Raw genomic sequence first — 14,794 nt, forward strand, 5'->3', positions numbered from 1 at the left:
TCATCGCAGATCCCATGCCTAGCGCGAATGCCGGATTTCCCTCGATTTCAGCCCGGCTTGATCTCCTTGAGCGGCAGCCGCGTGCTCTCCTTCAGCCTGTCGAGCACGATTGAGGAGCGCACATGCGCGACGCTCTGATGCGGCATCAGGACGTCGTTGACGAGGTTGGAGAGACCCTTGAGGTCGCGCAGCACGGCTTTCAGCACATAGTCGGCATCGCCGGTGAGCGAATAGGCCTCCTGGATTTCGTCGATTCGATTGACCAGCGCGCGAAAGCGCTTGGCGTTGTCCGGCGAGTGCGTCGCCAGCGTCACCTGGATGAAGGCGACCACGCCGAAGCCGAGCGTCTCGCTGGAGAGATCAGCGTGGTAGCCCGCGATCACCTTCTCCTCTTCAAGCCGCATCCGACGCCGCGAGCATTGCGAGGCAGAGAGGCCAGCGAGGCCGGCGAGCTCCTGGTTGGTGAGGCGGCCATCGTCCTGGAGTGCGTCGAGAATCTTGAGGTCGAAGCCATCAACTGAGATCATGCGTATTTCGCCCATTCTGTGCATGGATCGTGTGTAAGATAGCGAAATAGCGGCGGATTTGCACACTCATTGCGCGCTCCATGAAGGATAGTTCTGCCAGCAGCAATTTGGGAGAACACCATGGGTCCGTTTCCGCACGATGCGCCGCCGGCCAGGATCAGCACCGACAATCCGATGGGAACCGACGGGTTCGAGTTCGTCGAATATGCGCATCCCAACCCGGAAGAGTTGCACGCGCTGTTCAAGCTGATGGGCTATACGGCCGTGGCGCGCCACAAGGCGAAGAAGATCACGGTCTATCGCCAAGGCGACATCAATTATCTCGTCAACGAAGAGCCCGGCACCCACGGCCACGACTTCGTCGCCGCGCACGGCCCCTGTGCGCCGTCGATGGCGTTCCGTGTTGTCGATGCGAAGGCGGCCTATGATCGCGCGATCGCGCTCGGTGCCAAGCCGGCCGACGTGTCGTCGTCGCAAAGGACGCTCGACGTCCCCGCCATCAAGGGTATTGGCGGCAGCCTGCTGTATCTGGTCGACCGCTATGGAGACAACGGCTCGGCCTATGATGCCGAGTTCGAATGGTTAGGGGCGCGCGATCCGCGGCCGTTCGGCGCGGGCCTGTTCTATCTCGACCATCTCACCCACAACGTCCATCGCGGTCGCATGGATGTTTGGGCCGGCTTCTACGAAAAGCTGTTCAACTTCCGCCAGATCCGCTTCTTCGACATCGAGGGCCGCGCGTCGGGCCTGTTCTCGCGCGCGTTGACCAGCCCGGATGGCAAGATCCGGATTCCGATCAACGAGGATGCCGGCGATTCCGGCCAGATCGAGGAATATCTGAAGACCTATCGCGGCGAAGGTATCCAGCACATCGCCTGCGGCTGCCGCGACATCTACCAAACCATCGAAGGCCTGCGCGAGGCCGGCCTGCCCTTCATGCCGCCTCCGCCCGATACCTATTTCGAGAAGATCGACGCGCGCCTGCCCAAACACGGCGAGGACGTCGCACGTCTCAAGACCAACGGCATTTTGATCGACGGCGAGGGTGTCGTCGATGGCGGTCAGACCAAGGTGCTGCTGCAAATCTTCTCGGCCAACGCGATCGGGCCGATCTTTTTCGAGTTCATCCAGCGCAAGGGCGACGATGGATTCGGCGAGGGCAATTTCAAGGCTCTGTTCGAATCGATCGAGGAGGATCAGATCCGGCGCGGGGTGTTGAAGGTGGACAGCGCGGCATAGCTCAGTGCCGTAGGGTGGGCAAGCGTAAGCGTGCCCACCAGTTCTGTAGCGATCTGCGAGAGATGCTCGGCACGGCGCTATGCGCCTTTTTCACCCTGCGGATTCGTGCGCTGAGGCTTACTTCGCTGCCTTCCACGCCTTCGTGACCGCACCGATCTCCGCCGCTTCCGGCTCGCGCACCGTGGAGGGTGTGCGCGAGAAGCGCGGCGCGGGCGCGGGCTGCTTCACGCCATGGCGCTCGATGAAGACGTTGCGCGCGACCATGTGCGGGTGTTGCGTGGCTTCCGACATGGTCAGCACCGGCGCGAAGCAGATGTCGGTGCCTTCCATGATCTTGCACCAGTCTTCGCGCGTCTTGCTCTTGAACACCGCCTTCAGCTTCTCCTTCAGCGCCGGCCAGGCGTTCCGATCCATCTGCGCGTCGAAATCGGCGTCGGTCAGGCCCGCATGCTGGCGCAGTAGCGCGTAGAATTGCGGCTCGATCGAGCCGATCGAGACGAAATGGCCGCAGGCGCATTCGTAGACGCCGTAGAAATGCGCGCCGCCGTCGAGGAAGTTCTGGTTGCGCTCCTCGGTCCAGCGTCCCATCGTGGTCATATCGAAGAAGAACGACATCAGCGACGCCGCGCCGTCGCACATCGCGGCATCGACCACCTGGCCCTTGCCGGATCTCTGCGCCTCCAGCAGTGCGGCCAGCACGCCGACGACGAGATAAAGCGCGCCGCCGCCGAAATCGCCGACCAGGTTGAGCGGCGGCACCGGTGCCTCTTTGGTGCCGATCGCGGCAAGCGCACCGGTGATGGAGATGTAATTGATGTCGTGGCCGGCGGCGTTGGCAAGCGGGCCTTCCTGGCCCCAGCCGGTCATGCGGCCATAGACCAGCTTGGGGTTGCGCGCGAGCACCAAGTCCGGCCCGAGCCCGAGCCGCTCCATCACGCCGGGACGGAAGCCTTCGACCAGCGCATCGGCGCTGGCCAGCAGGTCGAGCACTTGCGCGATCGCCGCCTTGTCCTTGAGGTCGAGCTCGATCACCTTGCGGCCGCGGCCCGCCACCGACTTCATGCTCTTCCTCGCGCCGACGCGATCGAGCGTGACGACGTCGGCGCCCATGTCGGCCAGCATCATGCAGGCGAACGGGCCGGGTCCGATGCCGGCGAATTCGACGATGCGAAAACCCGACAGCGGGCCGGAGGTGCGGACGGAGGAGTTTTGAGCTGGTTTGTCGAGCACGTTGTTGTTTCCTCGGGTCGCAGCGCGCGTGCGCGATGAGCGCATTCGCCTGGACGTTTCCTCTATCGAGTTAATTGATCAATTAACTTTTCCCGCCTTACACCGAACGAGGCAAGCGCTTTTCATGCATGGGCGCATAATAAAAGCGGCGCGCACCGAAGTGCGCGCCGCGGAAAATTTGCGTCGAGGCGCTGAAGCGCGAACATCACCCAGCCGCGGCTACCGCGCGCTGCGCCATTACCTTGACGAGGTTGGCCCGGTACTCGGCCGTGCCGTGGATGTCAGCCAGCAATCCGTTCGCAGAAATACTGACGCTGTCGAGCGCCGATGGCGACCAGTTCGCCTTCAGCGCGGCTTCGATTGCGGGCACGCGCATCACGCCAGACTGCGAGGCGCCGGTGGCGGCCACCCGAACCTCGCCGGACTTGGTCTGCGCGACGAACACGCCGGTCAGTGCGAAGCGCGAGGCCGGGTGCCGCATTTTTTCGTAACCCGCTTTTGCCGGAACCGGGAACGACACCGCGGTGATGATCTCGCCGTCTTCGAGCGCCGTGGTGAACAGGCCCTGGAAGAAATCCTCCGCCGCAATCGATCGCTTATTGGTCTTTACGGTCGCGCCGAGCGCCAGCAGCGCGGCCGGAAAGTCTGCGGCAGGATCGTTGTTGGCAATCGAGCCGCCGATCGTGCCGCGATAGCGCACGGCAGGGTCGCCGAGCACCGAGGTGAGATAGGCAATCGCGGGGATCGCCTTCTTCACAGCGGCATTCTGCATGATGTCGTAATAGGTCGTGGCGGCCTTGATTGTCAGCGTATCGCCTGACAGCTCGACGCCCTGCAACTCCTTGATCCTGCCGAGGTCGATCACGTCGGAGGGACTGGCAAGCCGCTGTTTCATGACCGGCAGCAGTGTCTGTCCGCCGGCGAGAAATTTCGCCTCGCTGCTCTTGCCGAACAGGCTCACGGCTTCTTCGACCGAGGAAGCCCGATGATAGGTGGTCTGGTACATCTTCGTTCCTCCCTCTTAAGCCGCGTGGATCGTGCGCCACACCCTGTCCGGGGTTGCGGGCATTTCCAGATTGTTCTTGCCGATCGCATCCGTGATCGCGTTGATCACGGCCGCAGAAGCGCCGATCGCGCCGGCCTCACCGCAACCCTTGATGCCCAGGGGATTGCCCGGGCACAGCGTCGTGGTGTGGGAGAGATTGAACGAGGGCAGATCGTCGGCGCGCGGCATGGAGTAATCCATGAACGAGGCCGTGACCGGCTGGCCGTTGGCATCGTAGATCGCGTGCTCGAGCAGCGCCTGCCCGATGCCTTGGGCGAGTCCACCATGAACCTGTCCCTCGACGATCATCGGGTTGATCAGCCGGCCGAAATCGTCGGCCGCGACGAAGTTGACGAAGGACGTCTTGCCGGTGCCGGGATCGACCTCGAGCTCGCAGATATAGGCGCCGGCCGGGAAGGTGAAGTTGGTCGGGTCGTAGAAGGCGCTTTCCTTCAGGCCGGGCTCCATTCCTTCAGGCAGATTGTGCGCGGTGTAGGCCGCGAGCGCGACCATCGGGAAGGCGATCGCCTTGTCGGTGCCCGTGACCTTGAACTCGCCGTTCTCGATGACGATGTCGGCCTCAGAAGCCTCCAGCGCATGCGCGGCAATCTTCTTGGCCTTGGATTCCATCTTCTCCATCGCCTTCAGGATCGCAGTGAGACCTACGGCCGCCGAGCGGGAGCCATAGGTGCCCATGCCGAACTGCACTTTGTCGGTGTCGCCATGGACGATCGAGACCTGGCTGATGGGAACGCCCAAGCGATCGGCGACGAGCTGGCAGAAGGTGGTCTCGTGACCCTGGCCGTGGCTGTGCGAGCCGGTCAGGATCTCGATGGTGCCGACCGGGTTGACGCGCACCTCAGCCGATTCCCACAGGCCGACGCCGGCACCCAGGCTGCCGACGGCCTTTGACGGCGCGATGCCGCAGGCCTCGATGTAGCAGGATACGCCGATGCCGCGCAGCTTGCCTTGTGCCTTTGCTTGTGCCTTGCGGGCAGGGAAGCCGGCATAGTCGATCGCCTTCATCGCCGCATCGAGCGAAGCATTAAAGTCGCCGGTGTCATAGGCCATGATGACAGGCGTCTGGTGCGGGAACTGGGTGATGAAGTTGGTCCGGCGCAGTGCGGCCGGATCGACGTTCAATTGCCGCGCCGCCGTTTCCATCAGCCGCTCGAGCAGATAGCTGGCCTCGGGACGGCCGGCGCCGCGATAGGCGTCGACCGGCGTGGTGTTGGTGTAGACCCCGATCACCTCGGCATGGATCGCCGGGATGTTGTACTGGCCGGACAGCAGCGTTGCGTAGAGATAGGTCGGCACCGACGACGAGAACAGCGACATGTAGGCGCCGAAATTGGCGTAGGTCTTCACTTTCAACCCGGTGATCTTGTTGTTGGCGTCGAAGGCCATCTCGGCATGCGTCACATGGTCACGGCCATGCGCGTCGGTGAGGAAGGCCTCGGTGCGGTCGCCGGTCCATTTCACGGGACGGCCGACCTTCTTCGAGGCCCACAGCGCCACCATCTCTTCGGGATAGATGAAGATCTTCGAGCCAAAGCCGCCGCCGACGTCGGGCGCGATCACGCGCAGCTTGTGCTCGGGGGCGATGTTGTAGAACGCCGACAGCACGAGGCGGGCGACGTGCGGGTTCTGCGACGTCGTGTAGAGCGTGAAATGCTCCTCCGCCGCGTCGTAATCGGCGATCGCCGCGCGCGGCTCCATCGCGTTGGGCGCGAGGCGGTTGTTGGTGACGTCGAGCTTGACCACATTGGCGGCCTTCGAGAAGGCTGCATCCACCGCACTCTCGTCGCCGATCACCCAGTCGTAGACCTGGTTGCCGGGGGCTTCGGGGTGAAGCTGCGGTGCTCCGGGCTTGATGGCGGCGTGCATGTCGGCGACCGCCGGAAGCTCTTCGTAATCGACGACGACGGCTTCCGCCGCGTCGCGCGCCAGATTCTTGCTCTCCGCGATCACGACAGCGACGGCCTGTCCAACGAAGCGCACCGTCTCGGGCGCCATCGCCGGCCATGCGCCCATCTTCATCGGGCTGCCGTCCTTGGAAGTGATGGCCCAGCCGCAGATCAGGTTGCCGACCTTGTCGTCGACGAGCTGCTGTCCCGTGAGCACCGCGACAACGCCCGGCATCTTCAGCGCGGCGGAAGAGTCGATCCCCTTCACCTTGGCGTGCGCGTGCGGGCTTCTGATGAAATACGCATGGGTCATGCCCTGCAATTTGATATCGTCGACGTAGCGGCCCTTGCCGGTAATGAAACGCTTGTCTTCCTTGCGCAGCACGCGTGCGCCGATGCCTTCAACACCCATGTCTGGTCCTCCCGACCGGAATTTGTTGACCCGCGCTTTCCATCGAAAGCGCCAGTGATTTTCTTGTTCGCTGCGGCCTTTACTCGGCCGCCTGCGCAACCTTCATGCGACCGGCCGCATCCAGCACGGCCTTGACGATGTTGTGGTAGCCGGTGCAGCGGCAGATATTGCCCTCGAGCTCCTGACGCACGGTGGCCTCGTCGAGCTGGCCCCCGTGGCGCTGCACGATGTCGATCGCCGACATGATCATGCCCGGTGTGCAATATCCGCATTGCAGGCCGTGATTGTCGCGGAAAGCGGCCTGCATCGGATGCAGTTCGTCGCCCTTTGCGATGCCTTCGATCGTGATGACGCTCGCGCCGTCTGCCTGTCCCGCCAACATGGTGCAGGATTTCACCGCACGGCCGTCCATGTGGACGACGCAGGCGCCGCACTGGCTGGTGTCGCAGCCGACATGGGTGCCGGTGAGGTTGAGGTGATCGCGCAGCAGCTGGACCAGCAGCGTGCGGTCCTCGACGTCAACGGCAACGGCCTTGCCGTTGACCGTCAGTTTGACAGTAGACACGGTGAAGTCCTCCCGAGATTGATTTTGATTGTTTCCAATTAGAGACCGGCGACCCGGAACTTTGCAACTGGGATTTTGGTCGCCGGCGTCATGGAAAAGTCATTGATCCAGAAGGGCGTGCAATGATTTGCCAGCGAGCCGCTGGACCCGGACGGCGCGGCCCTTCTAACCATGGGATGCCAGCCGTCGCCTTTTTGTAGCCGGTCAGCCTTTGGCCCGATGACCTTGGAATCGGGAGATGCACTGAGTTTACCGCCCCTTATCGATTGTGCCTTAGTTTTGCGCATCCAGGTCTGGGGCGGGGCGCCTCCGGGTCGCGGCTGAATGAAAATGGGGGTGGGAATGTCTGGGCGTATCGGGTCGCCGTCGAAGCGAACACTACTTCCGGCTCTCAGGTTCCGTACCAAGATCATCCTGGGCTTTGCCGCAGTGCTGGTGATCTCGGCCGGCAGCATGGCCTTCTCATATTTCGGCTTTGAGCGGGTTTCCTCCGGGGTCGGGTCCTACCGCACCAGCGTTTCCGAGGCCGACCTTGCCCGCAACATCGACCGCGAGCTGCTCGCCTATCGTTCGGCTGCCCGCTACTTTGTCGTTACCGGCAAGGAGGACGACGCCAAGGCGGCGCTGGAGGCAGAAGCCAGCCTCAAGAGCGCGATCGACCTGGCCATCAAGAACGCCAAGAAGCCGGCGCGGCAAGAGGGCCTCAACAAGCTCGCCAAGGAGTTTTCCAACTTCTCCATGACGTTTGCCAAGATCCTGCAGGCCAAGCGTGACAGCGTGCTGCTGGTCCAGAACCAGCTCCAGCGCAACGCCAATCTCCTGAAATACAAGCTCGATGACATCGGCAACAACGCCTCCGACGCGGAGGCGCAGGCGATCGAGTTCGGCACCAAGCAGGTCAATGCCCAGTTCCAGACCGCAAGCTCCGCCGCGAGCAATTTCATCCTCAATTCCGACCAGGCGGTCGCGGCAAGCGCGCTGGCGCGGCTGAAATTCGTCGAGAACTCACTCGGTGCAATCTATTCCATGGACGACAAGATCGTCGCCGGGCTGAAGGACGCCAAGGCGCTGCTGGGGGCCTATCGGGAAGCGCTGGAGAAGCTGATCGCCAACGCCAAGCTGGTCGATGAGCTCGTGACCGAAATGAGCGGCTCGGCCGGCGCCATCCTTCAGGGCTCCACCGCCATGAAGGCGGACCTCATCGCCGAACAGCAGCGGCTGGAGGCGGAGTCGGAAGCAACCATCGGGCAGACCGAGCAACTGGTGCTGATGCTCGCCGTCGGCGGCACGCTGCTGGGGGCGGTCCTCGCCTTCCTGCTCGGTACCGGCATCTCGCGTCCGATGATTGCGATGTGCAAGGCGATGCGGGAGCTGGCCTCGGGCAATTTCGACGTGGTGCTGCCGGGTCTTGGTCGCAAGGACGAGATCGGCGAGATGGCCGGAGCGGTCGAGGAGTTCAAGGTTCAGGCGGTGGCCAAGGCCGAGCGCGATGCCGCCGCCAGCGAAGCCCAGAACCGGGAGCAGGCTGCAAGCCGGCGCGCCGAGCTGATCCGCTTCGCCGACGATTTCGAGAACGCGGTCGGCGCCATCGTCTCCAACGTCTCGGCTTCCGCCGTGCAGCTGGAATCGGCAGCCTCCACGCTGACCCGCACCGCCGAGACCACGCAGAGCCTGTCGAGCCAGGTCGCCGGCGTCTCCGAGCAGGCGTCTTCTAACATGCAATCGGTCGCGACCGCGACCGAAGAGCTCTCGGCCTCGGTCGAGGAGATCGGCCGCCAGGTCCGCGATTCCAGCCGCATCGCCGAGGCCGCCGTGGTGCAGGCTAAGGAGACCGACGGCCGTATCGGCAAACTGTCGCATGCCGCCCAGCAGATCGGCGAGGTCGTCAAGCTGATCACGGCGATTGCTGAGCAGACCAATCTTCTGGCGCTCAACGCCACCATCGAGGCGGCGCGCGCCGGGGAGGCCGGCCGCGGCTTTGCCGTGGTTGCGAGCGAAGTGAAGTCGCTGGCGAGCCAGACGGCGAAGGCGACCGATGAAATCTCCTCGCATATCACCGGCATGCAGGGCGCCACGGCCGAATCGGTCGCCGCGATCAAGGAGATCGGTGCGACCATCGGTCAGATCTCGTCGATCTCGACCTCGATCGCGAGCGCCGTCGAGCAGCAGGGTGCGGCGACGCAGGAGATCGCCCGCAGCGTCCAGACCGTCGCGCGGGGCACCCAGACCGCAGCCACCGATATCGGCGAGGTCAACCGCGGCGCCGCCCAGACCGGTTCGGCCTCGGAAGAGGTGCTGAACTCGGCCAAGACGCTGTCGAGCGAAAGCACCCGCCTGCGCGCCGAACTCGACCGCTTCATGGCCAATATCCGCGCGGCGTAAGTTCACTGCGCGTCAAGCCATTCTGCGGCCGAAGCCCTCGCTATCGCCTCACATTCGGCCGGTCGTCCCGATCGGCGCTCTGCTCATCCGGGATGACGAGTTGAGTGAACTATCCCCCCGCGTCAGCTAACCGCCAGTTGCGGTGCCACAAATTTACCACAGCTTATCCTTTGCCCCGTAACGTGCCGGAGAGTCAGGAAGCGGGCTGCTTCCGGGCTGCGCCTGGTTTTCCGCGAATGGAATGGGGTGGGGGAATGTCGGTCAAGTCGAAGTCGAAACCATCGAAGCTGCCAACGCTGCGTTTTCGCGCAAAAATCATCCTCGGCTTCGTGGCGGTGCTAGCCATCCTCGCCGTCAGCATGGCTTTCGCCTATTTCGGCTTCGAGCGGATCGCAGGCGCCGTGGCCTCGTATCGGACCAGCGTATCGGAAGCCGATCTGGCGCGGACCGTCGATCGTGAACTGATCGCCTATCAGGGGCTCGCGCGGGCCTACACCCTGACCGGCGCCGCCGACGACGAGACCGCGGCCAAGGCCGCCGAAGAGAATCTGAGGGGCGCGATCGGCAAGTCGTTGTCCGCCACGACCGGCGCCGCGCGCCGCGAGCAGGTCGGCAAACTTGAGGCCGAGTTCCAGCGCTTCACGAAGGTGTTCAGTGAGATCATCACTCTGACACGCGAAAACAACAAGATCGCGGCCGATGAGCTCAACAGCGTCGGCAACAAGATCCGCTTCAAGTTCGACGATCTCGGCGACACGGCGGCGCTGGCGGGTCTTGCATCCGTCCAGACCACAGCTAAGGACATCACCTCGCAATATCTGGCGGTCTCCACCTCGGTCAGCGCCTTCGTTGCCAAGCCGGAGCCGAAGACCGCCGATGGCGTGATCGCCCGCATCAAGTTCCTGGAGACCTTGCTGGTCTCGATCTACGCGAACGACCAGAAGATCACCGACCGCGTCACCGAGATCGGCAATCTCCTGAAGCAGTATCGCACCTCCTTCGTAAAGCTGACCGAAAACGTGAAGGTCATTGTCAAGCTGAATGGCGAGATGACCAAGACGGCCGCGTCCATCGTGAAACTTTCGGGCGAACTGCGCTCGGATCTGACTGCCGACCAGCAGCGCATCGAGGCGAGCGCCAATGCGACGATCGGGGACACCGAGCGGCTGATGCTGATGATGGCGCTCGGTGGCCTTGCCGTCGGTGCCGCGCTGGCCTGGATGCTCGGCAACGGCATCTCGCGTCCGATGATTGCGATGTGCAAGGCGATGCGGGAGCTGGCCTCGGGCAATTTCGACGTGGTGCTGCCGGGTCTTGGTCGCAAGGACGAGATCGGCGAGATGGCCGGAGCGGTCGAGGAGTTCAAGGTTCAGGCGGTGGCCAAGGCCGAGCGCGATGCCGCCGCCAGCGAAGCCCAGAACCGGGAGCAGGCTGCAAGCCGGCGCGCCGAGCTGATTCGCTTCGCCGACGATTTCGAGAACGCGGTCGGCGCCATCGTCTCCAACGTCTCGGCTTCCGCCGTGCAGCTGGAATCGGCAGCCTCCACGCTGACCCGCACCGCCGAGACCACGCAGAGCCTGTCGAGCCAGGTCGCCGGCGTCTCCGAGCAGGCGTCTTCTAACATGCAATCGGTCGCGACCGCGACCGAAGAGCTCTCGGCCTCGGTCGAGGAGATCGGCCGCCAGGTCCGCGATTCCAGCCGCATCGCCGAGGCCGCCGTGGTGCAGGCTAAGGAGACCGACGGCCGTATCGGCAAACTGTCGCATGCCGCCCAGCAGATCGGCGAGGTCGTCAAGCTGATCACGGCGATTGCTGAGCAGACCAATCTTCTGGCGCTCAACGCCACCATCGAGGCGGCGCGCGCCGGGGAGGCCGGCCGCGGCTTTGCCGTGGTTGCGAGCGAAGTGAAGTCGCTGGCGAGCCAGACGGCGAAGGCGACCGATGAAATCTCCTCGCATATCACCGGCATGCAGGGCGCCACGGCCGAATCGGTCGCCGCGATCAAGGAGATCGGTGCGACCATCGGTCAGATCTCGTCGATCTCGACCTCGATCGCGAGCGCCGTCGAGCAGCAGGGTGCGGCGACGCAGGAGATCGCCCGCAGCGTCCAGACCGTCGCGCGGGGCACCCAGACCGCAGCCACCGATATCGGCGAGGTCAACCGCGGCGCCGCCGAGACCGGTTCGGCCTCGGAAGAGGTGCTGAACTCGGCCAAGACGCTGTCGAGCGAAAGCACCCGCCTGCGCGCCGAACTCGACCGCTTCATGGCCAATATCCGCGCGGCGTGACGCTCGGACCGCGCCACTTCCTCCGTCGTCATGCTGGCCAAGGCCAGGACCCATTTCCCCCGGGAAACCGTTGCTGCGCGAAGCGGGTAACTCCGAGTCTTCGCCAAACCACGTCTTGTGATGATGGGTCCTGGATCAGCGCTTCGGTTGCCCAGGACGACTGCGGAGCTCTGAAACTCACTCCTTCCCGAAAGCCCGCTTCAGCTCCACCTTTGCGCGCTCCAGTCGCGTGCGCTGCGTCTTCGGTAGCGTCTTGCCGGCGCGGTTGATGTAGAACGTCAGCATCGACAGCGCAGAGCGATAGGCGCCGGTCTTGCGACGCGAGCTGTGCTCGGCCGAGCGCTTCAGGGAGCCCGCGATTTTCCTGGGGTCCTTGAGCTTGAACACACCGTGCTTGAGATCGAGCGCGTTGCTCTCCTTCGTCACACGTTGCGACCATCGCTTCGGTGCTGCGCGGCGGCTTGACCTCTTGCGTGTCGTGCTGGCCTTGCGGCGCGCGGTGTTGCGCGCGCCTGTCTTCCGCGAATGTGTCGTCTTTCTGACCTGAGCCATGCGTCAACTCCTTGCAGCTCCATCGGAAACGGATGTTCTTGGAGGCTGTTCCCAAGGGAACTCGACTTCATGGCAGACGTTGTCGCAGGCAGGCGGAATGCCGCACCCCCATGATCGGATCGACCCCGTCCATGCCATGTGAACCGGGGCCGCTTCCATTGATCAGACGCAACAACGCGATGGAATTGCAGGAAAGCCCAGCGCTGAATTATGGACCTGCGATCTCGGCGGTGGCGACGGATCGCATCGTCGAGACCAGCATCCCCTCGCGGCTCGACGCGCTGCCGTGGAGCGGCTTTCACACGCGCGTCGTGCTCGCGCTCGGCATCACCTGGATCCTCGACGGACTCGAGGTGACCCTGGCCGGCGCGCTCTCGGGCGCGCTGAAGCAGAGTCCCTCGCTGCATTTTTCCAATCTCGATCTCGGCATTGCCAATTCCGCCTATCTCGCCGGCGCGGTGCTGGGTGCGCTCGGCTTCGGCTGGCTTACCGATCGCATCGGCCGCAAGAAATTGTTCTTCATCACGCTTGCGCTCTACCTCTCGGCGACGGCTGCGACGGCTCTGTCATGGGATGTGGCGAGCTACGCGGTGTTTCGTTTCCTCACCGGTGCCGGTATCGGCGGCGAATACACCGCGATCAACTCAACCATCCAGGAGCTGGTGCCGGCGCGGTATCGCGGCTGGACCGATCTCGTGATCAACGGCAGCTTCTGGATCGGCGCTGCGATGGGCGCGGTGGCAGCCATCGTTCTGCTCGATCCTGCCGCGATGGGGCCCGACATGGGCTGGCGCCTCGCCTATCTGATCGGCGCGACGCTCGGCCTCGTCGTGCTGTTGATGCGGATGTGGATTCCGGAGAGTCCGCGCTGGTTGATGATCCATGGTCGGCCCGACGAGGCTCATGCGATCGCCGATGAGATCGAGCGTTCGGTCATTGGACACGGCCAGGATACGAGCGACGGTCGCTTTACGAAGATCCGCCTGAGGATGCGCGATCACACGCCGATCGCCGAGGTCATCCACACGCTGTTCTCGGTTTATCGACAGCGCGCGCTGGTCGGCCTCATGCTGATGAGCGCGCAGGCATTTTTCTATAACGCCATCTTCTTCACCTTCGCGCTGGTGTTGACCGATTTCTACGGCATCAGCGCCGATCACGTCGGCTGGTACCTGCTACCCTTCGCCGCCGGCAACTTCCTCGGCCCGCTGCTGCTCGGCCGTCTCTTCGATACGCTCGGCCGCCGCGCCATGATCATGTTCACCTATGGCATGTCAGGCCTGCTGCTGGCGCTGTCAGGCTATCTATTCTCGATCGGCGCGCTCAGCGCGCAGGGGCAGACCATCGCCTGGATGGTGATCTTCTTCTTCGCCTCGCCCGCCGCGAGCGCGGCCTATCTCACCGTCAGCGAGAACTTTCCCTTAGAGGTTCGCGCGCTGGCGATCGCGGTATTCTATGCAGTCGGCACGGGCATCGGCGGCGTGATCGGGCCGGCGCTGTTCGGCGTTCTGATCGACACGGGATCGCGCACCAGCGTATTCGCCGGCTATCTGCTGGGGGCAGCCCTGATGATCGCGGCTGCAATCGTGGCGTGGCGCTATGCCGTCTCGGCGGAGCGCAAATCGCTCGAACAAATCGCACGGCCGCTTGCCGTTATGGAGTAGACTATGAAATCGGAACTGGCGGAAATGGAATTGGACGAGAAGCTCACCATCCCTGGTGACGACGAGACGCCGGAAACGGTGCCGGTGCCGCACGCGCTCGTGCCGCATCTGAACGAGACCGCGATCCTGCTCGACATCGACGGCACGCTGCTCGACCTGATGCCGACGCCGCGCGAGGTGTGGGTGCCGCCGGGCCTTTCGGACACGCTCAACCGATTGGTGGAATGTACGTCAGGCGCGCTGGCGCTGGTCAGCGGCCGCTCACTCAACGATATCGATCTGATTTTCGCGCCCGACGTGTTTTGCGCCGTCGCCGGTCACGGCGCAGAGATGCGGCTGTCCGCGGACAATGAAGCTGATGCCGTGCATGCGCCGCCGCTGGACAAGGAGCTGAAGCGACGGCTGGCTGCGATTGCCAAGCTCAGCCCGGGCATTCTGCTCGAGGACAAGGGCTATTCGCTGGCGCTGCATTACCGCCTGGCGCCGCATGCGGAGAAGGCGATCTACGAATCCGTGTCGCTGATCCGCGCGGACCTGCCCAGTGCGCCGATCGAGGTGCTGCCTGGCAAGTTCGTCTGCGAGATCAAGCATTCAGGCTTCACCAAGGCGAGCGGCGTGCGCGAGTTGATGAAGCACGAGCCCTTCAGGGGGCGTCGTCCACTGTTCATCGGTGACGACGTCACAGATGAGACCGTGTTCGCGATCATGCCTGATATGAATGGGCTCGCCTTCTCGGTCGGCCGCCGCGCCATGGGTGTGAATGGTCACTTCGATGCGCCGAGCGATGTGCGCGCGTTCCTTGCGCACCTGCTCGATCCGAGGTGAAACAAAGGCAGCGCCACTTCGCAAACACAATGCGCGCCACCCTTTCGTGGCGCATCGCAATGCATCCTGCGCAATTCCGGGCGCACGAGCTCTCTTTGCGCTGAAATCCTTGGTTCCGCGAGCGAAACCAGTTCCAACGCGCACGCCTGATTTTGGTT

11 protein-coding genes are annotated in these 14,794 nt (G+C 63.7%); 5 read left to right on the forward strand and 6 right to left on the reverse strand.

All coding sequences use genetic code 11. From position 1 onward, the window contains the following. Positions 1 to 47: 47 nt before the first annotated feature. Positions 48 to 527, reverse strand: coding sequence for an Lrp/AsnC family transcriptional regulator (locus tag IVA78_RS30760; protein WP_247469220.1), 480 nt, complete (start codon positions 525 to 527; stop codon positions 48 to 50). 120 nt (positions 528 to 647) lie between these two features. Here IVA78_RS30760 and hppD point away from each other — a divergent pair, with 120 nt between their 5' ends. Continuing rightward, on the forward strand, positions 648 to 1,766 hold the full coding sequence (gene hppD / locus IVA78_RS30765) for a 4-hydroxyphenylpyruvate dioxygenase (protein ID WP_247469222.1): 1,119 nt from the start codon (positions 648 to 650) through the stop codon (positions 1,764 to 1,766). A gap of 117 nt (positions 1,767 to 1,883) precedes the next feature. Here hppD and IVA78_RS30770 read toward each other — a convergent pair whose 3' ends face one another. The 4 genes from IVA78_RS30770 to IVA78_RS30785 all read right to left on the reverse strand — a co-directional run bounded on the left by IVA78_RS30770 (position 1,884) and on the right by IVA78_RS30785 (position 6,925). After that, entirely contained in the window at positions 1,884 to 2,996 is a 1,113-nt protein-coding gene (locus IVA78_RS30770; RefSeq protein ID WP_247469225.1) for a CaiB/BaiF CoA-transferase family protein, read from the reverse strand. 205 nt (positions 2,997 to 3,201) lie between these two features. Further along, the gene (locus IVA78_RS30775) at positions 3,202 to 4,002 is read right to left on the reverse strand and encodes a xanthine dehydrogenase family protein subunit M (RefSeq protein WP_247469227.1); all 801 of its coding nucleotides are present in this window, start codon (positions 4,000 to 4,002) and stop codon (positions 3,202 to 3,204) included. A 15-nt stretch (positions 4,003 to 4,017) separates the two neighbouring features. Next, positions 4,018 to 6,360: a xanthine dehydrogenase family protein molybdopterin-binding subunit gene (locus tag IVA78_RS30780; protein WP_247297719.1), complete on the reverse strand. Its 2,343-nt coding sequence runs from the start codon at positions 6,358 to 6,360 to the stop codon at positions 4,018 to 4,020. Between the two features lie 79 nt (positions 6,361 to 6,439). Further along, complete coding sequence (locus IVA78_RS30785; protein WP_247469230.1) at positions 6,440 to 6,925, reverse strand: (2Fe-2S)-binding protein; 486 nt, start codon at positions 6,923 to 6,925, stop codon at positions 6,440 to 6,442. Positions 6,926 to 7,267: 342 nt separating this feature from the next. On the opposite strand from IVA78_RS30785, the gene IVA78_RS30790 reads away from it, so the two are divergent. Continuing rightward, positions 7,268 to 9,307, forward strand: coding sequence for a HAMP domain-containing methyl-accepting chemotaxis protein (locus tag IVA78_RS30790; RefSeq protein WP_247469232.1), 2,040 nt, complete (start codon positions 7,268 to 7,270; stop codon positions 9,305 to 9,307). 254 nt (positions 9,308 to 9,561) lie between these two features. Continuing rightward, the gene (locus IVA78_RS30795) at positions 9,562 to 11,595 is read left to right on the forward strand and encodes a HAMP domain-containing methyl-accepting chemotaxis protein (RefSeq protein WP_247469234.1); all 2,034 of its coding nucleotides are present in this window, start codon (positions 9,562 to 9,564) and stop codon (positions 11,593 to 11,595) included. 177 nt (positions 11,596 to 11,772) lie between these two features. On the opposite strand, the gene IVA78_RS30800 is transcribed toward IVA78_RS30795, so the two are convergent. After that, positions 11,773 to 12,147, reverse strand: a complete 375-nt coding sequence (locus IVA78_RS30800) for a DUF3175 domain-containing protein (protein WP_247469236.1) — start codon at positions 12,145 to 12,147, stop codon at positions 11,773 to 11,775. A gap of 179 nt (positions 12,148 to 12,326) precedes the next feature. Between IVA78_RS30800 and IVA78_RS30805 the strand changes: the two genes are divergently transcribed. Both IVA78_RS30805 and otsB read left to right on the forward strand, forming a co-directional pair. Further along, entirely contained in the window at positions 12,327 to 13,811 is a 1,485-nt protein-coding gene (locus tag IVA78_RS30805) for an MFS transporter (protein WP_247469323.1), read from the forward strand. 3 nt (positions 13,812 to 13,814) lie between these two features. Beyond that, positions 13,815 to 14,636, forward strand: a complete 822-nt coding sequence (gene otsB, locus IVA78_RS30810; RefSeq protein WP_247276735.1) for a trehalose-phosphatase — start codon at positions 13,815 to 13,817, stop codon at positions 14,634 to 14,636. The last annotated feature ends 158 nt before the right edge of the window (positions 14,637 to 14,794 follow it).

The organism is Bradyrhizobium sp. 137 (assembly GCF_023074095.1).
Taxonomy (GTDB): domain Bacteria; phylum Pseudomonadota; class Alphaproteobacteria; order Rhizobiales; family Xanthobacteraceae; genus Bradyrhizobium.